At 54.8% G+C, this 23,380-nt stretch carries 23 protein-coding genes; 5 read left to right on the top strand and 18 right to left on the bottom strand.

The genetic code is table 11. The features are described 5' to 3' along the window. Positions 1 to 23: 23 nt before the first annotated feature. The 6 genes from ACYZTY_RS08410 to galE all read right to left on the bottom strand — a co-directional run bounded on the left by ACYZTY_RS08410 (position 24) and on the right by galE (position 6,135). On the bottom strand, positions 24 to 2,102 hold the full coding sequence (locus tag ACYZTY_RS08410) for a YjbH domain-containing protein (protein WP_461958061.1): 2,079 nt from the start codon (positions 2,100 to 2,102) through the stop codon (positions 24 to 26). Further along, positions 2,099 to 2,860, bottom strand: coding sequence for a capsule biosynthesis GfcC family protein (locus tag ACYZTY_RS08405; protein WP_461958060.1), 762 nt, complete (start codon positions 2,858 to 2,860; stop codon positions 2,099 to 2,101). Before ACYZTY_RS08405 ends, ACYZTY_RS08410 begins: the two co-directional genes overlap by 4 nt. Beyond that, a complete protein-coding gene (locus ACYZTY_RS08400; protein WP_461958059.1) occupies positions 2,857 to 3,522 on the bottom strand; it encodes a YjbF family lipoprotein in 666 nt (221 codons plus the stop codon). The genes ACYZTY_RS08405 and ACYZTY_RS08400 overlap by 4 nt, the downstream gene beginning before the upstream one ends. A 14-nt stretch (positions 3,523 to 3,536) precedes the next feature. Beyond that, on the bottom strand, positions 3,537 to 4,646 hold the full coding sequence (locus tag ACYZTY_RS08395; RefSeq protein ID WP_461958058.1) for a polysaccharide biosynthesis/export family protein: 1,110 nt from the start codon (positions 4,644 to 4,646) through the stop codon (positions 3,537 to 3,539). A gap of 87 nt (positions 4,647 to 4,733) precedes the next feature. Continuing rightward, complete coding sequence (locus ACYZTY_RS08390; protein WP_461958057.1) at positions 4,734 to 4,976, bottom strand: hypothetical protein; 243 nt, start codon at positions 4,974 to 4,976, stop codon at positions 4,734 to 4,736. A 142-nt stretch (positions 4,977 to 5,118) separates the two neighbouring features. Further along, positions 5,119 to 6,135 (bottom strand): UDP-glucose 4-epimerase GalE, encoded by a 1,017-nt coding sequence (galE, locus tag ACYZTY_RS08385; protein WP_461958056.1) that lies wholly within the window; start codon positions 6,133 to 6,135, stop codon positions 5,119 to 5,121. Positions 6,136 to 6,439: 304 nt separating this feature from the next. On the opposite strand from galE, the gene galU reads away from it, so the two are divergent. Both galU and ACYZTY_RS08375 read left to right on the top strand, forming a co-directional pair. Beyond that, positions 6,440 to 7,273: a UTP--glucose-1-phosphate uridylyltransferase GalU gene (gene galU / locus ACYZTY_RS08380; protein ID WP_090182155.1), complete on the top strand. Its 834-nt coding sequence runs from the start codon at positions 6,440 to 6,442 to the stop codon at positions 7,271 to 7,273. 28 nt (positions 7,274 to 7,301) lie between these two features. After that, entirely contained in the window at positions 7,302 to 7,709 is a 408-nt protein-coding gene (locus tag ACYZTY_RS08375) for a mannose-1-phosphate guanylyltransferase (protein ID WP_461958055.1), read from the top strand. A 4-nt stretch (positions 7,710 to 7,713) separates the two neighbouring features. On the opposite strand, the gene ACYZTY_RS08370 is transcribed toward ACYZTY_RS08375, so the two are convergent. The 8 genes from ACYZTY_RS08370 to ACYZTY_RS08335 all read right to left on the bottom strand — a co-directional run bounded on the left by ACYZTY_RS08370 (position 7,714) and on the right by ACYZTY_RS08335 (position 17,307). Beyond that, positions 7,714 to 8,865, bottom strand: coding sequence for an SGNH/GDSL hydrolase family protein (locus tag ACYZTY_RS08370; RefSeq protein WP_461958054.1), 1,152 nt, complete (start codon positions 8,863 to 8,865; stop codon positions 7,714 to 7,716). A gap of 43 nt (positions 8,866 to 8,908) precedes the next feature. After that, positions 8,909 to 9,946, bottom strand: coding sequence for an acyltransferase family protein (locus tag ACYZTY_RS08365; RefSeq protein WP_461958053.1), 1,038 nt, complete (start codon positions 9,944 to 9,946; stop codon positions 8,909 to 8,911). Between the two features lie 12 nt (positions 9,947 to 9,958). Next, positions 9,959 to 11,062: a hypothetical protein gene (locus ACYZTY_RS08360; protein ID WP_461959274.1), complete on the bottom strand. Its 1,104-nt coding sequence runs from the start codon at positions 11,060 to 11,062 to the stop codon at positions 9,959 to 9,961. Continuing rightward, positions 11,062 to 12,282, bottom strand: coding sequence for an MATE family efflux transporter (locus ACYZTY_RS08355; RefSeq protein ID WP_461958052.1), 1,221 nt, complete (start codon positions 12,280 to 12,282; stop codon positions 11,062 to 11,064). Before ACYZTY_RS08355 ends, ACYZTY_RS08360 begins: the two co-directional genes overlap by 1 nt. Further along, positions 12,279 to 13,391 (bottom strand): polysaccharide pyruvyl transferase family protein, encoded by a 1,113-nt coding sequence (locus tag ACYZTY_RS08350; protein ID WP_461958051.1) that lies wholly within the window; start codon positions 13,389 to 13,391, stop codon positions 12,279 to 12,281. The genes ACYZTY_RS08355 and ACYZTY_RS08350 overlap by 4 nt, the downstream gene beginning before the upstream one ends. Positions 13,392 to 13,405: 14 nt before the next feature. Next, the gene (locus tag ACYZTY_RS08345) at positions 13,406 to 14,488 is read right to left on the bottom strand and encodes a glycosyltransferase (protein WP_461958050.1); all 1,083 of its coding nucleotides are present in this window, start codon (positions 14,486 to 14,488) and stop codon (positions 13,406 to 13,408) included. A gap of 105 nt (positions 14,489 to 14,593) precedes the next feature. Next, complete coding sequence (locus ACYZTY_RS08340) at positions 14,594 to 16,822, bottom strand: polysaccharide biosynthesis tyrosine autokinase (RefSeq protein ID WP_461959273.1); 2,229 nt, start codon at positions 16,820 to 16,822, stop codon at positions 14,594 to 14,596. 44 nt (positions 16,823 to 16,866) lie between these two features. After that, positions 16,867 to 17,307 (bottom strand): low molecular weight protein-tyrosine-phosphatase, encoded by a 441-nt coding sequence (locus ACYZTY_RS08335; RefSeq protein WP_461958049.1) that lies wholly within the window; start codon positions 17,305 to 17,307, stop codon positions 16,867 to 16,869. A gap of 316 nt (positions 17,308 to 17,623) precedes the next feature. Between ACYZTY_RS08335 and ACYZTY_RS08330 the strand changes: the two genes are divergently transcribed. Next, complete coding sequence (locus tag ACYZTY_RS08330) at positions 17,624 to 18,580, top strand: glycosyl hydrolase family 5 (protein ID WP_461958048.1); 957 nt, start codon at positions 17,624 to 17,626, stop codon at positions 18,578 to 18,580. A gap of 8 nt (positions 18,581 to 18,588) precedes the next feature. Here the strand turns inward: ACYZTY_RS08330 and ACYZTY_RS08325 are convergent, their stop codons facing one another. After that, positions 18,589 to 18,972 (bottom strand): hypothetical protein, encoded by a 384-nt coding sequence (locus ACYZTY_RS08325; RefSeq protein ID WP_461958047.1) that lies wholly within the window; start codon positions 18,970 to 18,972, stop codon positions 18,589 to 18,591. A 340-nt stretch (positions 18,973 to 19,312) separates the two neighbouring features. On the opposite strand from ACYZTY_RS08325, the gene tal reads away from it, so the two are divergent. Next, positions 19,313 to 20,239 (top strand): transaldolase, encoded by a 927-nt coding sequence (gene tal, locus ACYZTY_RS08320; protein ID WP_461958046.1) that lies wholly within the window; start codon positions 19,313 to 19,315, stop codon positions 20,237 to 20,239. 101 nt (positions 20,240 to 20,340) lie between these two features. Here the strand turns inward: tal and rssC are convergent, their stop codons facing one another. Together rssC and rssB are read right to left on the bottom strand one after the other, a co-directional pair. Beyond that, the gene (gene rssC / locus ACYZTY_RS08315; RefSeq protein ID WP_007935262.1) at positions 20,341 to 20,823 is read right to left on the bottom strand and encodes an anti-sigma factor antagonist RssC; all 483 of its coding nucleotides are present in this window, start codon (positions 20,821 to 20,823) and stop codon (positions 20,341 to 20,343) included. Further along, positions 20,823 to 22,004 carry a two-component system response regulator RssB gene (rssB, locus tag ACYZTY_RS08310; protein ID WP_461958045.1) on the bottom strand — a complete coding sequence of 394 codons (1,182 nt, stop codon included), beginning with the start codon at positions 22,002 to 22,004 and terminating at the stop codon, positions 20,823 to 20,825. The genes rssC and rssB overlap by 1 nt, the downstream gene beginning before the upstream one ends. Before the next feature lie 276 nt (positions 22,005 to 22,280). Between rssB and ACYZTY_RS08305 the strand changes: the two genes are divergently transcribed. Next, positions 22,281 to 22,580 (top strand): PilZ domain-containing protein, encoded by a 300-nt coding sequence (locus tag ACYZTY_RS08305; RefSeq protein WP_461958044.1) that lies wholly within the window; start codon positions 22,281 to 22,283, stop codon positions 22,578 to 22,580. 61 nt (positions 22,581 to 22,641) lie between these two features. On the opposite strand, the gene ACYZTY_RS08300 is transcribed toward ACYZTY_RS08305, so the two are convergent. Continuing rightward, complete coding sequence (locus tag ACYZTY_RS08300; protein ID WP_461958043.1) at positions 22,642 to 23,331, bottom strand: MlaA family lipoprotein; 690 nt, start codon at positions 23,329 to 23,331, stop codon at positions 22,642 to 22,644. Positions 23,332 to 23,380 lie beyond the last annotated feature (49 nt).

Raw genomic sequence — 23,380 nt, 5'->3', positions numbered from 1 at the left:
ATCGCCCCGTAAATCGCCCGCCTTCACTCAGTGATCTTGTCAAAGTTGCGGTAGAACAAATCGCTGTCACGGCTATCGGTCATCGAGTGCAGCCAATAGCTGCGATTGAGCCGTGCACCACCGTCCCGGGTCAGCGGCGACCAGACGATATTGGCGCGACGCAGGGTCGACATGCTCATCAGTTCGTCGAAAGGAATGGAGATGTAGATGCCTTTGTCGAAACTGCCTTCGCCGTATTCCGCTTTTGTCGCGGTGGTGAGCGTGGCCCAGGCACCGAATCGCACACCGTTGCGGAACTCCCGCGACAGGTCGACTGTGGCGCCCCAATCCCGCGCCAGGTAACGGCCGACACTGACGGCTGCCTGGGTATCGAAAGGCAAATCGGTATAGCCGGTGATGTGGCCGGTTACGGTCGAGTAATCACGCAAGCCAAAGCCCTGATTAAACTCGCGCTGACGCACGTAGTTCAAATCTGCGCCTACCGACCAGCGCTCGCCCGCTGGACGGAACAGCACCTCACCACCAACACCGGCAAACATCGACTCCAGATAGCCGCCGTAAACCATGCCATACAGGTCTTTATCCAATTGCTCGGCGTGGCTGACCTGGAACGTGGGCATGGTGACGTCAGAGGTCGTCAGGTACTTGCGCAGGTCCGTCCGCACCCGGGGCAAGCCACTCGGTGCGTCGTAGGTAAAGTTGTCATAGTTGTTCACCAGATTGGCGCTGAGCAGGCCGCTCCACCAGGTATTACGCGTGAAGCGATACTCGGCGTCCGCATCGGCGCTTAACTGATAGAGCAAGCCATCAGGGCCACCGACGTTCTGTTTATAGCCCAGCCCGATGCCGTAGTTGAATGGATCGCGCGCCGCGGTATAGAGCGTGGTTTCGGTGTGCGGCATCGCCCCGTTGACCTCGGTGGTACGGTGCAACGTTTGCAGCGGTTCCTCGTTGTTGACCACCTCGCGAAAGGTTTCGCGCGGCACGCTGGTTTCTTCAAGCGGCATGTCGTAGCGCTTGTTCACCAGGGTAAACCAGTCGATATCGTCGTTAACGCTGTTGTCCAGAATCCGGCTGGCGCGGCCGACGGCTTTTGCCGAATGGAAATAATTCGTCTGCTCGCCGTACACAAATAACTCGGGGCCGCGCTGAGTGATGCGCTCGACTTTGTAACCCGCATTTTTCTGCAAGCGTTGCGACACGTTGGCCCAGTTGACCTGATCCGGTGGCGTGGCGGGTGCCTGCGCCGGTAGACGCTCCGCTGGCGGGTCGTAAGTCTTGGCCGGTGTCTTGCGACTGACGAAGTTGGTGTGCAGGGTGATGCCGAACATCGCGGTATTGCCGCGTTCCCAACCCGCGCTGAGATCCACCGAGTCGGTCAGCTTGAACACCGCGCCGAGGTTGATGGGCGAGTCTTGCTTGATGGCGTTGTCTTTCGGCTCGTTTTTGTAGTCGTTGCCTTCGTACTCGAGCTTAAGGCTAAGCGGCTCCCAGGGTGTCTGGTAGGTCACGCCGCCAAACAGTGAAGGTCGTCCACGGAAGTAGGCATTGGTGTTGACGTCACCGGTGCCCTCGCCGTCGGGCCGGGTGTTGAAGCGATCAGCCGCCCAACCCAACGGGTTGTCGAAATCGCCTCGATTGCCGATGTATCCCCAGGCAATACCCGCGCTGAAATCAAAGTCGTCATAGCGTTTGTTGGCGACCAGGAATTCGCTGGAAAACAGGCCGGTACCACCGACGTCGCGAAAGCCCAGAGCCAGTTCAGGCGCCCAGTGGCTTTCTTGCCACAGGCGTACTTTGAGGTCCACGGCCTTGTCTTTGTAACTCTGGTCGCCACTCAACGACTCGGGGCCATACCTGCGGTTGGTGATCGCGGTGTAGCGAAACGAGCCTTCCAGCCATTCAAACGGCTGCAACGAAACGCTGTAACGGGTGTAGGGATCGGTTCGACTGGCATTCACACTCAACTCGCCGGCCGGGGCCATGCGGGCAGTCGGTGTCTGCATCAAACCTACACCGCCGAAATCACTTTGAGTCAATCGCGGCTCTGCGTGAGCCAAACCACAAGGCAACAACAGCACTGCTGCAAAACGTAAATTCAAGGAACCACCTCAGCCAGTTGCGTGGCAAGAAATTCGGCCAACTGCTGATTCAGTTCAGGTATAGGCGGATTAAGATCATCGGTTTTGACAGGGACCAGAATTTTGCTGCCCGCTGCAGGCACGTGCCCGCTTTCACGATTCCACGGCGCAATGCCGACCCGGCGGGTGACGCCATCGGGCTGAATGATCCAGAGGTAATCGGCGTCGGCATCGGCCAGCGGTGAACACCCTTGCAGGTAATCACGGGCCTCCTGCAGCGGGCGATAGGCGAGCCTGCACGGTTCGGCGACAGCGCCCAGCACTTCAACCACATCGGAACGCATCGGGTAGATCAGGCTGTCGCCGTCATCGAGGCGGAAGTTGCGGGCGAACCCGACCTCTACCGCGACCGGATCGAGCACGGCCACTTGGCGCCCGGTGACCGGCAAGCGGCTGAATTGCTCGTACAACCGCAACGCCAGTGCCGCCCGGCTGGGACGATCGAAGAGCAATGCGGTGCGTTGCAGCACCTTCAAATCGAACAAGACCCCGGTTTTTAGCCGAGTCTGCTGTTCGAGCAAGGGTTGTCGCAGCCAGGCCGCCGCCAGCCAGTAGCCTTCAGGGTTGGGTTGCGTCTCACGCATCACGTCCAGCACGCGCCCCCCGGGTTGCAGTTCAACCTGTCCCGGATTGCGCACATCGCCGCTGACGGTGACCGCCGCGCTCACGCCGCTGGAAATCAACAACAGGCACGTCCATAACGCCTTGGGAAACTTCAACGGACAGCCCTGCGTTCAGAGGTCAACTGCACGATTTTCACCCGCAGCTGCCCAGTCAGTTGCTGCTCACTCTGGAGGATGAAACCGTTATCCGGATCGACCCAATAATGATTGGTCGCGCGCAGGCCAATCGCCGGTGCCTCTATCTGCTCATCGACACGCAACACAGCGTATTCCTTGTTCAGGATCCTGATGGTTTCAATAGGCTTTCGGGTGAAGCGACTGCTCACGGCAACGCCCACTTCGTAACCCCGATAGAGATCGATGAAGCGCTGGCTGGTGTAGCCATCGGGCAACCGGTGAAGGCCTTGCTTGAACGGCGATTGCGCTTCGATGCGCGTCCCGTCCAGGTCACCCTCGAAGCCCAGTCCGACAGTGCGAACCGCCAGGCCGTCGCGCAGCAACAGCACCTGCTTGCCGGACGCGACCCAGTACTGCAAGTCGCCTCGCTCACGCACCATCGCCAACACCCCTTCGCCGGAAGGGGTGGTCAACTTGAGTTGGGGATACTGAACTTCGGCCACTTGCGCCGGGGTCAATTCCAGGTCGTCGGGCCCGGTGGCCACGGCTTTGAAGTTCGCCAATGTGGCCCTCATCAGAGGATTACATCCACACAACAGCAAGGCCGCCATCAAGCAGACGCTAACTTTCAACGTTCTCACAGTGGGACCAGACCTTATCTGCTGTTGGCTTCACTTAAGTTGTTTTGTGCCGCTGCGCCCATGCCGAGAATCGAGGCCGATGGCACCAATTGACTGATGAAGCGGTTCCAGCGGGTGACGTTGGCAGGGCCTACGTAAACAATGTCCTGGGGACGAACATCGAAGTGAGTGGCGAGCGCCATGGCCGAAGGCGACTCGGCTTGCAGCTGATAGATTTTGGCGGGTTCGACATCGAGGTTTTCCACACCCCGGATGACGTACACGGCATTGCCGTTCGAGGTGGTCTGGTTCAACCCCCCTACCGAACCAATGACGTCGGAAAGATTCATGGTGCGGGTCTTGAACGTCAACGCGCGCGGCTGGTTGACCTCGCCCATCACGTAAATCTTTTTGTTGTCGTTGTATGGCAAGTACAACTGATCGCCGCCTCTGAGGTAGACCTTCTGCAACTCGGCATTCTGTTGATTGAGCGCATCGAGGTTCAGTGGATAAACCCGCCCGTTTCGCGTCAACAGCAACCCGGACAAGTCAGCATTCAAAGGGTCAACACCGGCAGAACCCAAAGCTTCAACCACATTCAGCGGGTTGGTGGAAATTGCTTGCGGGCCTGCTTTCAATACAGCGCCCGACACCACCACTTTCTGACTGGCAAAGCGCAATACCGCGACATCGACTTGCGGGTCCGAGATGAAGGTCGACAACTTCTCGGCGATATCGGATCGCAGTTGCTGGATGGTCTTTCCGGCAGCCTGGACTTCTTTGATGTAGGGGTAGTAGAGCGTGCCATCGGAACGCACAAGTCGGCCGTTGGCATCGATCTGCTGTTGCGCGCCTGAAGGTGCGGTCAGCTCGGGGTGATCCCATACCGTGATGTACAAGACATCGTTGTTACCAATGCGGTACTCGTCCGGTGTGGTCAACAATTCCCGGGGCAGTGACTCATGTATCTGAGTGGCCCTGTCCATGGCGATGAGCTTGGGAGTAATCGGAATAAGCTCAACCCGACTGTTTTCGTTGGCGCCTTCGCGAGTGATATCGCTGGTGCTCATATGTTGACCCGGCGAAAACATACAACCTTGCAAAGCAATACTTGCCAGCATTAAAAAAGGAACACTACGAATCATAATGGCACTACGCTATTCAAGGGCAAACACAAAACAAGATTGCCCAGTTGTTAGCCGGGCAATCTTGTGTGACACCTGCGGTATTTCTCAGTTTGTGCCGGTGGTCCCGGTAGTGCCAGTAGTACCGGTACTTCCTGTGGTTCCGCCATTGGAACTTCCACCGCTGCTGGAGACAGCCACGACACCTGAAACCAGCGCGGTGCTGGCCAGTGCAGCTTGTGCCGCCGTTACATCACCCAGCACTTTAGTATCCAGCGAGAGCGGTGCTTCTACAGCGAGCGCCCAACTGCTCACCGTGGACAGCGCGGCAATTAGCATCATCTTTTTCATATCAAACTCCTTCCTGCGTGTTCTTTATATCTACGGACTTGCGGGATGTGTTTCCAGTCAATTTTCCCGACCATAATTAACATCGCAGCCTGATATAACAGTTCAGCAGAAAAACCGGCTGCTGAAGGCACACCTTCAAGCCTTACTCGAGGTAGCCTTTGGGATGGTTCGATTGCCAACGCCAGGTGTCCGCCATCATCTCCTGCAAATTCCGCGTGGCCTTCCAGCCCAGCTCCTTCGCCGCTTTGGAGGGATCGGCCCAACACTCGGCGACATCGCCGGAACGTCGCGGCATCACGCGATAAGGCACTGGCCGCCCCGAAGCCTGCTCGAATGCCCGCAGCACCTCCAGAACGCTGTAACCGTCGCCCGTGCCCAGGTTCCAGATATTGATTCCGGTACGCGTCGAGATCGACTGCAACGCCTTGAGATGCCCGTCCGCCAGATCCACCACGTGGATGTAGTCGCGCACGCCGGTGCCATCGACGGTGGGGTAATCGTCACCAAATATTGACAGTTCCTGCAAACTGCCGACGGCAACCTGGCTGATGTAAGGCACCAGGTTGTTGGGTATTCCGCTGGGATCTTCCCCCAGATGCCCACTGGCGTGAGCGCCGATCGGGTTGAAATAACGCAACAGCGCGATACTCCATCTCGGCTCTGCCGCACACAGATCATGCAGCACGTTTTCGATGATCAGCTTGGATTGCCCGTAAGGATTGGTGGGTGTGCCTGTAGGAAAATCTTCACGAATCGGCATCTGCTCAGGCGCGCCGTACACCGTGGCCGATGAACTGAACACCAACCGGAACACCCCGGCCGCGGACATCGCCTGGCACAGGGTAATGCTCCCGCACACGTTGGTTTCGTAATACTCAAGCGGCTTGCGCACGCTCTCGCCTACGGCTTTGAGCCCGGCAAAATGCAGGACAGCGTCGATGGAATGCGCCTGAAAAATCCGGTCCAGCAGTGCACGGTCGCACACATCCCCGTGAATCATTAATGCTGATTTACCGCAGATGGATTCAATCGCGTGCAGGGACGCGTCAGAGCTGTTGCAAAGGTTGTCCAGAACAACGACGTCGAAGCCCGCCTCAAGCAGCGCAAGTGTGGTGTGAGAACCGATATAACCGGTTCCACCCGTTACCAGAATCTTCATAAAGCGGTCCATAGTGGGGTATTGAGGTGTTCAATGGCGTGAAATGTTTAAATGCGAACATCACGAATTGAAGCCAATAACTTATTAGCACTTCAGAACAAACAACACTATTGATAGACGCCGACTAAAATTAACCAAACACCGTCAGACCCGACAACTAATAACATTTACCCCACTCTGCACATGCTATTAATTGCCATCAAATCTTGTCTAAGGTATTAAAGTACAACCTCAGTAATACATCAAAACCCACAACCACACTCTTTTTGTGTGGCTGTGGACAATGACTTTCCAGGATATATCTATGATTCGTAAATGCTTGTTCCCCGCCGCTGGTTATGGCACGCGCTTCTTGCCTGCAACAAAAGCCATGCCGAAGGAAATGCTGCCGATCGTCAACAAGCCTTTAATCCAGTACGCCGTTGAAGAGGCCCGGGACGCCGGTTTGCAACACATGGCGATTGTGACCGGTCGGGGCAAACGTGCACTGGAAGACCATTTCGATATCAGCTATGAACTGGAACACCAGATTCGCGGCACCGAGAAGGAAAAGTTTCTGGCCGGCACGCGAGAGCTGATTGAAACCTGCACGTTCGCCTACACCCGCCAGGTCGAAATGAAAGGCCTGGGCCACGCGATTCTCAGCGGTCGTCCCTTGATCGGCGACGAACCTTTTGCCGTGGTGCTGGCGGATGACTTGTGCCTGAACCTGCAAGGCGACGGCGTGTTGGCGCAGATGATCAAGCTCTACAAAAAATTCCGCTGCTCGATCGTGGCCATTCAAGAAGTCCCCCGTGATCAGACACACAAATACGGCGTGATCGCCGGCGAGTTGATTTCCGAAGGGATCTATCGGGTCAACAGCATGGTCGAGAAACCGGCCCCCGAGGACGCACCGTCCAACCTGGCAATCATTGGCCGCTACATTCTGACCCCCGATATTTTTGATCTGATCGCTGACACCCAACCGGGCAAGGGCGGCGAAATCCAGATCACCGACGCGCTGATGAAGCAGGCGCAAAATGGCTGCGTACTGGCCTACAAGTTCGAAGGCCTGCGCTTTGATTGCGGTGGTGCGGAAGGCTATATCGACGCCACCAACTTTTGTTATGAGCAACTGTATCTCAACGGTCTTTAACCCGACTCATTCACCCAGGCAGGCCACTATGACCATTGCAAAACGCTCGGTAGACATCGAACAGAAAGCGAGCAACTTCGGGGTGATGGCCTGGCTGTCAAAAAATCCGTCGTTATCTTCCAGCTCTGCTGCCTGGTTTGGCACAACCTTGTTGGTTGAGCGTATCGGGGTGTTCCCCTCTTCGGGCGATATCTATCGCCCGGTCAGGGACCCCTTTGCGCTCTTGACCCACTTGAACAGCCTGTACGTCCACCAGGCCCTGGATATCGATGAACGCGACGGGCTTAAAGTGATTTTCAACGATTGGCGATTCCGGGTTCGCGTCCGCTATAGCGACCCGGCCATCGTCATCAATGTTGAAACCCGATGTGATCCTGACTTGATGCCTCTGAAAACCGCAGAGTTACTGAGCCATCTGGAACACTTTGAACGGTGAATGATTACTTCAAAGCGGAACCGCATTTACCCGGTACTTCACTGACACCACCGACCATCAGGCGATACAAGTAATCCGCGATAAGCCGACCGCCCGAACCCGGGATGGGGTGTATTTTGTCCGGGCCGATCATGGGTGTCGGCCCGTCATTGGCGTAGCGTTTGAAGTCGGGACCGAACGTACACTGCAAACTCGCATACGCGATGTTTTCCGAACGTGCCCAAGGTTCAAGCACCTGAGCGTACTCCGTCATCGGATAGGCACTTGCGCGCGTAGTGTCCTGACGCAGGATCACGTTGATACTCGCCGCCGGATGAACGTCGCGAATCATCCGCACCAGGCCTTTCATGTTCTCCAGATAGTCCTTGGGCTTAACGCCAAATCCCTGATCATTACCGCCTAACATGATCAGGTAAACGTCCGCCGGTATCTTCGAAACGACGCCCTTCCATTGGGTTTGCCATGGGCGGTCGCTTTTATAAAAGTCACCGGAGGCTGCGCCGGAAGCGGCGAGTTTGGAGACCCTGACACCGCCCTGATTATTGGCCAGCCACAACCCGAACAACGTCGGCGAGCCTTTCACCACTTCAAGCCTTAACGCCCATTCATCATTGGCGGGGGCACTTAGTTGTATTTCCTGAACCCCTCCACCGGCCATGGTCAAAGGATGCCAAGTGTCTGAGGGTGTCCACCGATAGCGCATCTCACTGGTTTTTCCATCGCCCAGGTAGAGCAATTTGGCGTGGGCAATGGACGTATTGATGGCAGCCGTTTCGGTGGAATCCAGCTCAAGATAAGCGCCCACTTGCCCGGTAACGGTGCGGCTGTCCGGACTCGCCTGGCCAAGGCTGGAAACATCCCAATCCCCACCGAAGTACTTTTTGTTGCTGCGGGTGTATTTGAAATTCGTACCGCCAAGCGCGGCACCGTGATTGAACCCGACATAGCCAGGCCCGGCGAAACCAAAATCTTTCGCCAGGTGCTGAGTGAGTTCATTGAGATAAAAGTCCTGCCCGGCGCTGTAGCTGTCGCCAATCACCGAGATGGCCAGCACCTCCCCCGCTTTACCCTTGGACATCCCGGCAAGCCGATCGCGCGAACTTCTTACTTCGCTCACCGGAGCCGGAACGGGTCGCACATCTTCGACATAGTCCATTGGCTCATCCTTCTATCTATCAGCCAGTAGGCTGAATCGGCGCTCAGGTTTGAGACACCTTAAACCCTGTCTCTGGAGTCTTTTTGTTACTTGCACGTTCGCCCAAAAACAGAACAGAAGTAATGGCAAAACGGCTGAAAACATTCGATAACAGCACGGGCCCCAACAATCCGCACAGCACACCGCCCACGACCAGGATGCTTTCGTCTATAACACCCAACCGACCCAAGGCGAACCGTGAACTGGCGGCAAACAGCACGTGAAAGAGGAAAATGGCGTAAGAGTATCCGCCGAGCCAGATCAGTGCTTTCGAGCGCATGTCACTCGACAGTAGCGCGACACAGGACGTACAGCCAACGAGCAAACCGACAAGACTTCGGCGATCGACAATGAGTTCGCGATCCACGGCGGCAATGTAAAGCAGCGCAACCGATATCAAGACGAACACGACCGGCCCGATCACTCTCAGCGATCGCTTTAAAGCACTGACATTTTCGTGGCAAATCATCCCTGTCACGAAGAACGGCAGCAAATAGACGGCACCATTGATGCCAAACGCATCGACGGGAAAGGCCGGCAGCAAGAACACCACCGCCGAAAACAAAAACAGCAGGTACAGCCGCGTCGCCGTCTGCAACAGACCGCGCCACTGCAGAAAACCGACAAACATGAAGATGATGAAAACCGCCTGCAAAAACCAGAAATGGTTCACCGGCACGTAAAACGACAACAAGGCATCGATTAAACCGAGGTCCTTGTTCACACCCGGCCCCACAACCTGCAGCACCGAAAACGGGATACCGACAAAAAACAGAGGCACGATCAACCTTCTCACCTTGCCAACGCAGTAAGCGGAGAAGTCATTGCCTCTGATTTTGTAAATCGAATAGATATAGCCCGATATAAAGGTGAACAACGGCATCCTGACGTACACCATCGAATCCGCCAAAACCCGAAACGGTGATCCCAGGTCTATTTTCAGTCCACCGCCCAAGGGCCCTATCACGTGATAGAGCACCAGCAGCAGACACGCCAAGCCTCTGAGCGTTTCGATTTCCAACGATTTTTTCTTGCTTTGCATAGACCACAAACCTCAGCGCAAGACGCTTGATTCAACCGGCTCAGGTTTTCTTGAGCGCAACTGCAACCCCAGCCCCAGAAACAGCACCGGAACCACCATGGAGAAATGTCGGGCAAACGAGCCGAAGTCGGGCTCGAACAAACCCTGCACCAATAAAAAGGACAGTGGGATCGCAATCAGCTCTTTGACTTTCGGCGCGATGATTGCGCCCTTGTAGTGACTCGACGTCATCATTTTGAACATCAACAACGAGGTCATCATCATCAGAACGACGAAGATGATCTGCCCCAGACCGGAGAGAAGTATCAGCTCCACCGGAAAAGACAGCCTGAAGAATATGCTCATCGAGTCCACGGCTTGCGAGACAAAGTCACCGCCGCTAAACCACGACACGATCAATGACTTTGACCCCTCTTCACCCAAGGTGCGCTGTTCGTTGTTACTGGCTCGGATGGATGAGACCGAATAGCCGACCAGCAACTGAATGGCCGTGGCGATCACCAGATAGAACATGAACAACATCACGAAAAAACTGAAACGCGATACGTGCTTCTTCATCACGCACACACCGACCCAGACCAGCGAGAACAAAATCCAGTAGGGCCGAATCAGCACGCCGTAAAACAGCGCAGACAGAAAAAAGCCCGCTCGGTATCGTTTCGAAAAGGAGAAAAACAGAATGGCGATCACCGCCACAGAAACAATGATTTCCTTGGTCAGGTTATCCAGAAAAAACGACCTGACCACACCCCACAGGCACAAGGTCAGAAACAACGTTATCGGTATTCTTTTGAAGATGAAGACCGGGATAGACGTCAGAAACAGGTTGCACAGCATCCCGTAGGCCCACGCATTGGTCAGGTTGATACCGGTGGGGCGCAACAAGTAGGCCGAGCACTCGTAAGATGACCGGTCTGGTGAAAACGGATTCCAGAAATTGCAGTTGTCGGAACGAACGTAAGACGACCACAAGGTCATTGCATCAGGACCAGGGTCGCGGTGCATCAGCAGCGGCATCGCGATAGACAGAAAAAGCCCACACAGCAGAATCAGGAATGAAATGGGCGAGTCGAGTTTTCTCCCGCGAAACTCTATGGACGGTAGAGAGATTGCCATTACAAGCTCCCCTTCGCCCGGGCGAACCTGGTCAACAAAGCAATGACGACCAACTGCACCGTAATCGAAAAGACATTGCCCCACGCCGCGCCATAAATTGAATAGTGCTTGATGAGCAAGTAGCTGACAGGCAATGAAATCACCAGACAAATTGCCGCACTGGCTAATGAAACCCGACTGTTCTTGGAGGCAATAAGACCGCCCCATACGATGTCGCCGACGGCGCGCAGGGCAAAAGAGAAAATCAGGATCGCTAGAATCCGGTTATCGGGGCGCGGGACAGTCGCGGCCACATAATCAAGCAGGACGTTAAAGAAGACATAAATCAGCACAGCCACCGCGCAGGAAACTATGAGAGAACGCAGCACCCATTGATTCACGAATAGCTGCCGGACCGTCAGCGCTTGCTGGTTATCTTTATAGCGCTTGGCGAGCACGGGAATGCCCACCACGGCAACGACGGCGTAGGACAGCGCTTGCAACGTGTTGGCGGCAGACCAGGAATACACGTACTTGCCGAGGCTGGCATACGGTTCCATGTCCAGAATAAGAAAACGTTCAGCGTACTGACTTAATGCGATCAGCCCGCCTCCCAGATAAAAGGGCAGCCCTGCTCTCCAGACAGAAACCGTGGTGACGGCACTGACTTCCCGCCCCTTGTGAACGTTAACCACAATGAAGTAACCGGCCACGATCACCAGAAGGTTGGTCACTGCCCATAACCAAAGAACACTGGCGATGGTGGACACCACGCCCGCCATCAGTCCGCCAACGGCAAGGAGCGCCCAGAGGCCGGTTTTGATAAAGAACAACAATGCGCCCCAGTTGGCTTTTTGTGCGGAAAAGACAAACGAGTTTATTTCGAAGGAAAGGTGCTCGGTGAGCAGCAAAAGCGTGACGCACGCGATCAACGCGGCACTTGCCTCAACATCGCTGAACAGTGAGTAGAGGGCAACCGTGACCACCGATAACACCAAGCCAACGGCCAGGTACAGAACAAGTACTCTATCAACGACAAGCTTCGTACTGCCCCCCACGCTGATCAGCCGATTGATTTCAGAGCTGAACCCGACGCTGTAAAACTTCGAGGCTATCAAGGAGGCGGCCACCACTACGCCGTAAAAACCCAATGCGTCATAACCCAAGTAATGAGTGATGGCCAACACCAGCAGAAACTTCGCACCTAATGCACCTCCCCGTAGCAACAGCCGAAATATCATCGAACAATCCCTTTGATGATATTGTCCATCAGCTCCGTTTTGGCTTCGATTTCCTTGCAGGTGTCCGTCAGTTTTTTACCGAACCTGGACAACGCATTCGGGGCGTAAACGGTGTCGATGATGGTGTCGACATTGATATCTCCACCGTTGATCACCCAGTCTTCCACGCCCATATCCTGATAGGCGCCAAAGCCTTTGCGTTCATAGCTGATATGGAACGCCGGCACGCCTGCGAGGAGAGACTCAATGGCTCCGTGCAACCGTACGGAAATGACCAGGTCGGGCTGATACTTGGACAGGGTTGCCTTCAAGGGCAAGAGGTCCTCGGTGATACCGAGTTCCCGATAGAACGCCCCGTCATCGTTGCCACGGACGGCGCTTTGGACCGCGCAGACCACTTTGCTCTTGGCCCTTAGTCGCTTCAACAGAAGCTTCAGGTTGGCAACGTAGGCGACTTTCTTCTCTTTGCTCCATTCCGGTGGCTTGCGTAGAACCACGCAGACCACAGCCGGCGATGCCGCACAGCGGGTGAACTTGGGTTGCACCAATATCTTCTTCGCCAACGCCTGGACCGCCAGGTCTGGCGCTCGATAGACATTGGCATTGGATTCGAAAATGGCCGACGACCTGTTATCCCGGACAAACACCGCATCGGCACTGGCGTAGTGTTCAACGATCGCGCTGCTCTCACCGTGGAACGGGCCGATACTTTGCGGCAGGTAAACCGACGGCACCTTGCTCAAAATCGCCGTTTCGAGCTGTTTGGCGTGACCCAGTTTCAACTTGATGTGTTCAAAGGCGCTTTTTGAGCGCATGTACCCGCCGCCCACCCCGACGATCAGATCACTGGTGCTCAAGAGGTCGACGAGTGGCGCGTAAGACTGTTTAAGGAACACCGCTTCTTTCACGCGCCCCAGTCCTTTCGCCGCCATGACCGGCGCGTCATACCGCTGATAGGGAAGATAACTAAATGATTGGGGGTCTGACGCAACGACGTTGATTAACGTGTCAGCACCAAAGTTTCGCAGCACCAAGGCAATTGCCAAATCCACGAGAAGGCCATCACCCGAATTTGACGCACTGTAGCCATGCAAAATAGTTACGTTCATATCTTGATATCTACTTAATAAGTTTGAGCGGAATACACGTCATAGGTCTGCTGGATCATCAGCGTTGCGCTGAACCGCTCGCGCACCCGTTTGCGGCTTTCAGTACCGAGTTCCAGCAACTTTTGTTTCTTGATATTCACCAGGATATTGGCGAGCGCTTGGTGATCGCCCGTCGAAAATATGTAGCCCGTGATGTCGTGCGTCACCAGTTCAGGCAGGGATGTACAGTCACTGGCAATAACGGGCACGCCCATGGCCATTCCCTCAAGAGGAACCATGGCAAAACCTTCCCAGCGACTCGGGACAATCAGGGCGTCTGCCGTTTTATAGAGGGCATTCACTTCGGCCGGGGTTACCCAAGGCAGGTATTCAACGCCGTTAATGACGGGGCGCTCGACCGGTTCCTCATTGACCGCACTGCCGACAACCGTCAGTTTCAAGTCGGTGCGCTCGACGTCAGTGAACGCCTTGAGCAAAACATCAAAACCTTTCTGGTAGTCCAGTCGGCCCACAAACAAAAGCTGAATATCCGTACGCTGACTGGACAGGCTCTCGTCGTTTTTATAATGAATACCGTTGTAGATCAGTCTCATACGGTGGCGATCAATGCCAAACGAAGCCGCTTTATCCAGCTCATACTGGCTGACACAGACAATGACATCCGTCACTTTTTGCAAAACCCGCTCAATCAACGAATACACTTTCTGTTTGGCGGGAGAACTTTCCATCAAGAACGAAAACGCATGCGGGCAGTAGATAATTTTGGGTGACCGCCAAGGACGCATAACCAGGCAAACACATCGGCCAATAACTCCGGAAAATGTACTGTGCAAGTGCACGACATCAGGTTTTTCCTTGAAGATCACACGGACAAGTTGCCAGGCAAACCGCAGAAGGGAGACAACATCTCTCTTGTTTCTGGAGAAAGTCCTGATGTCCTTTTCATCAATGCCATGCAGTTCTTTTTTTTGGTCGAACGGGATCAAATAGACCAGTTCATACTGCTGGACGTCGCCCTCAGGCGGGGTCGATATCGTCCGGATGACCGTTGCGACGCCACCTTTAATCGTTTCCGCCACGTGTAGTATTTTTTTCACAATTCACCCAACTCCATGAACGTATTCGCAGGCAAACGAGACCGAAGAGTGGTCAACGATCGTCAACCGACTCTCAATCCAATGACTTGGCAGATAGAACTCACATCACGACTTGTCAGAGGCGTACTCATAGTTGTAATAGCCATAACTGCCATTACCGTAATAGCTGGACGCTCGTTTCTCGACGCCGTTAAAAATCGCGCCTTTAAGTTCGATACCGTTTTGCGCAAACCGACGAATAGTCAATTCGATCTCTTTGGCAGGATTTACACCGAAGCGAGTCACGATCAGATTAATCGCGGCTTCACGCCCAACGATTGCAGCATCTGTTACGGCCAGAAGAGGTGGCGTGTCGATGATCACCACGTCGTAGCGTTCACTCAGTTCTGCCAGGAGTTCTCTGAAGTTGGCATGCATCAACAGCTCTGACGGGTTAGGCGGTACCTGTCCACGACTGATGAAATGCAAGTTATCGACTTCGAGTGTATTGATCGCTTGCTCAATGCTGCAGCGCTTGGTCAACAGATCGGACAAGCCGTTACTGATCGGAGTAGCCAACGTCTTGTGCAGATGACCTTTGCGCATATCGCCATCGATCAGTACGACTCTCTGCCCGCTTTGAGCAATGACCGCGGCCAGGTTAGAGGAGACAAACGTCTTGCCGACCTGGGGGCTCGGACCGGAAATCATGATCCGGTTATTGGTCGCATCCAGCCCCGCAAAATGCAGACAGGTTCGCAGGCTGCGTATCGATTCGATGGACAGGTCAGTAGGGTTACGCAGCGCTAATAGAAACGCCTGGTGGCTGGCACTATCGCCCAAGCGGACTTTTTTACTGTCCTCTTCCTGTTGCAGGGCGCTGTAAGGAATGGAGGCGTAGACGGGCAGTCCAAGTTGTTCGATGGCTTCTGGCCCCTCGAGTCCTCTGCTCAGCGATTTACGCACTAACACCAAGGCAACACCGACAAACCCGCCCAGAAAAGTCGCAATCAGTATGATCAGCGCTTTGCGGGGTTTGACCGGGGATGTGGTATCGACATCCGCCGTGTCAATCAACCGCGCATTGCCGACCGCCCCGGCCCTGACGATGTCCAGTTCCTGGGATTTGTTCAGCAGTTGGGTGTAGATCTGTGTCGCCACTTCCACATCACGGGTCAGGTTCAACAGTTCCTGTTGTGTAGCCGGAAGCCCCTGGACCTTTTTTTCCAACCCCTGTCGCTGTTTATTCAAATCCCCCATCTGAGCCATCAAGGCGCGGTAGGCCGGGTGCTCTCGGGTGAACTTTCGATCCATGTCCGCTTGCTGGAGTTTCAGGTCCGAGATGCGCGTATCCAGCACCACCATCTGTTCCAGGACAGACTTGGTTTCAAGCGAGATATTTACCGTGTTTCCGCGGGTTTGATAGCTGTTCAGCGCGTTACTGGCTTTGACCAGATCGTCTTTGACTTGCGGGAGTTGTGCTTGCAGGAACTCCAGGCTCTGGGCGGCCTCGGCAGAAGTGCGTTGCACATTCTGCTGCACATACAGTCTTGAGACCTTGTTGAGAATCTTCACCGCCAGGGCGTAGTCGGTGCTGGCCAGGGCCAGACTTATAATGCCCGACTCTTTACCCTGCTCGGAAACCTCGAGGGCGTCCTGGTAATTCTGAATGGTGACAATGCGAGGATTGCGTACGACTTCAAATTGGGTGCCTGGATTCGCGGCCATGCTCGCGACGAGCACCTCGACACCGTCCTGCACGATGGCTTCGCCTGTGGCGCCGGCGGCCAACAAACCGCCATTGTCATCGTAGAGCTTGAATCGATTCCGCTCTTCGGCAACCAGCATCAATTTCTTGCCCAACAACTCATTGGGCAGGTTGAGCTGTTCAATATCAAGGCGTTCGCCGCCCCATGCATAACTGTTCATGCCGAAACGCGGCGGTGAAACATTTTCTGTGGGGGTACTTTTATATCGCCGCGCAAGAAAGCCGCCGACAACCGGAAAGGTAGTGGGCGTTACCACGATATCAAGGCGCAGATCATCGACTGTTTTACCGATGACCGCGCGGGACTTGATAATGCCGATCTCGGTAGCCGCCGGTGATTGCCCACCGAGCATGCTGCTGATATCCGAGAAACCCAGCATGTCGTTCTTTTTCGGTTCGACCTGTACCAGAGCGTTCGCCAGATACACTGGCGGCGATAAGATCGAATACGCGGCACCGGTCACCATGAACGCCCCGGTGATGGCACCGATCAACCATTTATGATCAATCAATGTGCCTAATAAACCGAGCAGATCAATCTCGTCTCTCTCTTTATCCCGGGTGCTGACTACTGACGGTAACTGCATAAGGTCTATTCTTTTACCATTATTACTAATCTGAAAATCATCCATCAACGTCTGAGGCGCTGCGCCCATGAGCAAACGGCATCTTCAATCAATGCATGGGCATGGACAAAAGCAGCTTTTCCTTGACGATACGGGTCCTTTATTTCGCGTTCACTCTGCCATTTGCCCAGAAGAAACACTTTGCCCCTGGCGTGCGATGCAATCTTTAGTACGCCCTGTACATGCTCTTTTTCCATGACCAGAATGAGGTCTGATTCATTAACGATGTCGGGGGTAATCTGACGCGATTTAAACGCTGGCGCTTCGTGACCCTGTTCTTCAAGAACCAGAAGTGCGTCGGGCTCCATAGACTCACCCACCCGCGCGTTCAATCCCGCGGAGGTCACTGAGATACCTGAAGGTTGCAGCGCATGGCGAAGCAACAGTTCAGCGGTAGGACTTCGGCAAATATTGCCGACGCAAACCACAAGAATTTTTCTGAACAAGGCTACTCTTCCCGTGTAGTGTCGAATCGGCCAACGTATAGCGAGGAGTCGAGTGAACCGATTAGATCGTCCCGCATTCAGAGATGGATCCAGCATGCAAACACAAGTGTATTAAATACCACGACACATAAAAAACGCCCAACCAGAAAACCGGACCATAAATAACACTCGCGATCTGGAAGTTATTTATCCGACAAAAATTAACAATGAAGGGAATGACATAGAGGATTAATGATATCGCTGTACTAACTGGCTAATGCTATTTTGACCCTGGCCCATGCCAGGACGACATACTGACTCAACAGGAAATACCGATATGCGTTTTCGACTGATTGCCACTTCAACGCTGTTTATACTTGGCGCACTCAGCCCCGCTTACGCCAGCCAGGCTTTTTCAGCGCTGGCGCAAGACAACAAGACAATAGGCGTTCAGGTGAAGATTCAAAATTTCTCAGCCGCCGACGCCCATCAGATCAAAGCCTCAGGGTTCGGATTCGTACGCTTTGGCGTATGGACGAACAGCCTGGGCACCCCGGCGTATCAACACCAGATCAATGAAGCCTTCGCTGCTGCCAAATCCGCCGACCTGCCGGTATTGATGACCGTTCGCTCAACCAAGGCGTTAACCCACAAAACGCAAACCAGCGGCGGCGATCTCGCCGCCGCGGGAGAGTCCTTCGCGAACTCGGTCATCGGCCTGGAAAAAGCCTTCAGCACGCAACTGGTCGCCATTGAAATCTGGAATGAACCTGACTTGCCAAAATACTGGCCAACTCAGGACTTTGAAGTAACGTTTGTGCCTTTCATGAGCGCCGTGTGCAACGCATTACAACAGCGGGATCATTCAACCCCACTAATCGGGTTTGGGTTCGCAAAGGCACCAACCAAAGACTCCAAGGCGACCGTTGCACTGACTAAAATCATTAAGGACTATCCACAATGCCTCAGTGCGGTCTCCTACCATCCCTATGGCATGTCGGGCACCGAGATCAGCAGTGCTCAAGCGTTTATCCTCGATAACTTCCATGTACCGGGGGTCATTACCGAATGGGGAGTGCCATCGCTCAGTTCCATCGGGGGCACCGCCGGACAAGCATCACGCATTACAAGATTCATCTCGGATGTGAAAAAACTGAATATACCGCTGACGTCACTTTATGAATGGAAAAACAGCGATTCAGGCAGCAACGATCGTGAGCGAAGTTTCGGATTAATGTCATCTGATGGAAAATCAAAACCTGCGCAAACGGCCGTCAAAACGTTACTGAAGTAGCGCCCCCCCTAACAGGGGCTTTTATTCATCCACTCGGCATAACTCGCGGTGTCCATTGCCAACGACTCTTCCACCAGGACCTCGAACAATACGGCTTGCGCTTCAAAGCGCAGGTCATGTCCGGACTTCTGGGAGTTGTTCATTTGATCCATCAATACGCGAGTGACTTGACTGGGCATGCTGCATTTCACTCGTTTCAGCCAGTCGGGAATTTTCTTTGCGGCTTTCACCCTTCCCATCTCCACCAGCCCACTCATATTGTCCGGGTGGTTCCTCTTTGAAGCAGCCATCAGTTCTTCAAACACTTCGGTCAATTTCTTCAAGACATAACCGAGGATAAAGTCATCGAAGGCCTCCACAATTCCAGACACCCGCTCCCCTTGTGAAGTCATTTCCCCATCCAATACCTACATTTATCGGTGCCACATTACACGCCATCCGAGATGCACTATTTGACATCTTATAACGGCTGAACTTGACCATTTCTAACAGCCACAGGCACCCGAATGTAGACATGGCAGCGCTGGCGCCGCAGTTGCCAGTGAGGCGTCAACGATCAGTTGCTTTGAACCTGCGCCCCGATTTGGCATCGTATCTATCGATACCCGCGCCCCGCCTTTCAAACATCCGTTCTCCGGTTGTTGCCAACGGGGCCATCGATACGTACATGCGCCCTTGAGTGGCTGTCAGCGCTCGGGTAATGTCATTAGACCCATAGGACAGAGCACGCCCATGACTTCCAAGCTGGAACAACTCAAACAAATGACCACCGTCGTTGCCGACACCGGCGACTTCGAAGCTATCGCTCGTGTAAAACCCGTCGACGCTACCACCAACCCTTCCCTGCTGCTGAAAGCGGCGGCCATTCCCGGTTATGCCGAGCTGCTGAACGCCTGCGTTCACGACTGCAAGGGCGATGTGGGCCTGGCCAGCGACCGTTTTGGCGTAGCGGTAGGCCAAGAGATTCTGAAGGTTGTACCGGGCCGTATTTCCACTGAAGTGGATGCCCGCCTTTCGTTCGACACTGACGCCGTATTGAAGCGTGCGCACCGTCTGATCGAGTTGTACGACAAGGCCGGCATTGGCCGCGACCGCGTGCTGATCAAGATTGCCTCCACCTGGGAGGGCATCCGCGCCGCCGAGAAGCTTGAAAAAGAAGGCATTCAGACCAACCTGACGCTGCTGTTTTCGTTTGCTCAGGCTGCGGCCTGCGCTGATGCCGGTGTGTTCCTTATTTCGCCGTTCGTAGGTCGCATCTATGACTGGTACAAGAAAGCCAACGGCAACGACTACACCGGCGCGGATGATCCGGGCGTGCAGTCGGTCACGCGTATCTACAACTACTACAAGGCCAATGACTACAAGACCGTGGTCATGGGCGCGAGCTTCCGTAACCTGAATCAGATCGAGCAGTTGGCCGGGTGTGATCGCCTGACCGTCAGCCCGGACCTGCTGGAGAAGCTGGCGGCGGACACTGGCAAGCTGGAGCGCAAGTTGGCCCCGGGTCATGCGGGTGAGGCGCGCTTGAGCCTGAATGAAGCGCAGTTCCGCTGGTTGTCCAACGAGGATGCGATGGCGACCGAGAAACTGGCCGAGGGGATTCGTCAGTTCGCTCGCGACCAGGAAAAACTCGAAGCACTGCTGCAAGCCAAGCTGTGATCTAGTTCAGCGCAATGCAAAAAGGGCGAACCCTTACAGGTTCGCCCTTTTTTATACTTTGAATTTTGGGTGTTTGCTCTGGCCCCATCCATATCAGGGAATCAATGCCGCTCTAAAGCATTCACCAAATCATGGAAGGCTTCACGATTCGAGTCGTTCAGGCCCATGAGGATTTTGTGTGCTTCGAGCACCTTGATCCGCACGACTTCTTCGGACTGATCCTGGTCTGGCAGGTCGGTCAGGCATTCAGGGCACGGGATCGGGCGGTCAACGATGTTGAACACTTGCTCGAACCCCATGGACTGCAACAGACGGGTGATGTCTTCGTGGGTGGTGACGACGGTCGGAAGCAGGCCGACCTTTTGCCGCGACAGGATCGACAGTTTGGCCAGCAGGCCAAGGGTGGTGCTGTCGATGCTGCGGGTTTCGGTCAGGTCGATCACGATCGCGTTGAAGTTCAACGCGGTGAAGATCCGCTCAATAGTCGCATCCAACGCCGAACACAGGGTCAGGCGAACTTCACCGACGAACTTCAGGACGAAGGTGCCATCCTGCTCGGCGAACTGGATTCTACCGGTACTCATTAAAGATTCCTGCTCAACACCAACAGGGCGATATCATCCGGCATCTCCCCTAGCGTGGCCAATCCAAAAACCTGCCGCAGACCATCCAGGCTGCCGCCCGCTGCCTTGACCCGCTGGGGCAAAGCCGCTTCTTTTTCTTTGAGTGTAGGTTCTGGCAAAAGGTCCAGAATGCCATCGGACATCAGCGTCAGGCTGAACGTCGGCGGCAGCTCCAGCACGTGGTCTTCATAGGTGGCTTCATTGAAGAGGCCCACCGGCAAACCACGCCCTTCCAGATAACGAACACTGTCTGGCGTGTACAACACAGGCAACGGCAAATGACCACCGATGCTATAGGTCAACAAACCTGTCTCCTCGTCGATGACTCCACCGACCATTGTGACGTGTTTACCCAGCTTACAACTGATCAGGCCCCGGTTGATATGACCAAGGACCTCTGAAGGCTTGAATTCTGGCAATGTGCCGCTGCGCTTGGATTCGAACAGCAAGCGCGTGGTCATGAACTTCAGCAGCACGGTAACAAAGGCTGAAGAGGCGCCATGACCGGAAACGTCCGCCAGGTAGAAGGCTACCCGGCGCTCGTCGACCCGAAAGTAGTCAACGAAATCACCCGACAGGTACAGCGACGGGATGATCTGGTGCGCGAACTGGAACTCGTCGATGGTCCAGGGGCTGACCGGCAGCATGTTCATCTGCACCTGGCGACCGGCGTTCTGGTCTTCCTGGAGCAGGTTCAGGCTGGCGGCGAGCTCTCGGTTGGCCTTTTCCAGCTTCTCGCGGTAGCGCTGGTTTTCCAGCAGCAGGCGCGCGCGATCCAGGGCCCGGCGCACAGAGTGCTCGAGCACAGCCAGATCTTCGAGAGGCTTGATCAGGTAGTCCGCCGCGCCCAGGCGCAAGGCCTCGACCGCGTCGTTCATCACGCCGGCTCCCGAAACCACGATCACCGGAATTTGCGGCGAAAGCTCGGTGACCTGGCGAATGAGTTCGAGTCCGCCCATCTGCGGCATGCGCAGATCGCAGATGACCAAGTCGGGCTTGTCTTGCTCGAATACCTGAAGTCCCTGCTGGCCATTGCTGGCCTGCAGGACACTGAAACCACTGTCTTCCAAGTAGGCCGCGAGGCTCGCGCGCACTACTTCGTCATCATCGATTATCAGCAGCGTGGCACTGGTTTTTGGCATGTGGGCAAACGGCGCCAGAATTAGGTTGGCGTAGCAGGCAGGGGTTTTGTCCCGGCTCACACTACTGGATTCGCTTTCTAGCCTCTCTAATGCACCGTTTTCGAGCGTTTGCCCTACACACAGGTACACCAGAGGTGCCCTTCTAAGGCGCAGACGGTACTCCCATCCGCGGGGCGTTTCAAGCTCACGCCGATGGTCGCTTGACGTCTTTACTTGTCAAATCACCGGGAGTTATAAGAACAGGCAAAACCGTAACCCAATGGAAGGATGAAGCCCATGAGTCAAACCGATCGGGACTACAGCGAAAAGCGCGATTTCATCCGCATGCGGGTTGATGCCGATGTGTCGCTGATTCACGAAGGCGATGAGGTGCCAGCCGTCTGCATCGACCTTTCCAGCAGTGGCATTCAGGTTGAAGCACCCCGCCTGTTCAAGGTCGGTGACCGGGTCAGCGTGCGCATCGATTCCGATCACACAGCGCTCAAAGGGCTTGAGGCCGACACCGAAGTGGTCTGGGTGAAAGAACAGGACGGTGGCAGTCAGAAACTCGGGCTTACAATCTTGAAGATGAAATAAACCCGCAGCCAAACGAAAGAAGGCGGCCGATTGGCCGCCTTCTTCATTTTACCGGTCGAAATCAAAAATCGTCTTCGACCTGGCCGTCTTTGACTTTGAACTCGCGGTTTTGCAAGTACGCATTGCGGATGAACGTGTACTTGTCGCCGCTGATCAGCTTCTCGCTCGACAGCAAGCTGGCGCGGGTGTCGACGATATTCAGGCCGAAGACCGAGTTACGCACCGGCACGTCGTTTATGTAGCGGTACGGGCCGGTGTAGCCGTCGACATACTTGGAAGGCGCATCACGCAAGGTGCTGGGGCCCAACAGCGGCAGCATTACGTATGGGCCGCTGCCCACGCCCCAGTAACCGAGCGTCTGGCCGAAGTCTTCGTCGCTACGATTCAGGCCCATTTGGGTGCCGACATCGAAGAAGCCCAGCAGGCCGAAGGTGGTGTTGAAGATCAGACGCGCGGTGTCTACGCCCGCGGCAGCCGGTTTGACCTGCAAGACGTTGTTGGCAAGGTTGGTGACATCACCGACGTTGCGGAACATGTTGTGAATGCCGTCTTCGAGGAACTGCGGCGTCACGAATTCATAGCCTTGAGCGATTGGCTTCAGGGCGTAAGTGTCGACGAAGTCGTTGAACTGGAAGATAGGACGGTTGACGCTTTCCCAAGGGTCGTCTTCCGTGGCAGCCTGGGCTGCGAACGGAACCAGCAACACGCTGGCACACACACAAAGCTGAGCTAGACGATTGCTCCAGCGCATAGATAACTCCTTGGATTGTACTGGCGAGGGCGCTTGGCCCAAGCGTTAA

The sequence above is a fragment of the Pseudomonas sp. LB1P83 genome (assembly GCF_054897885.1).
Note: the sequence above shows the minus strand (reverse complement) of the source record. Positions and strands in the feature narration are given on the sequence as shown.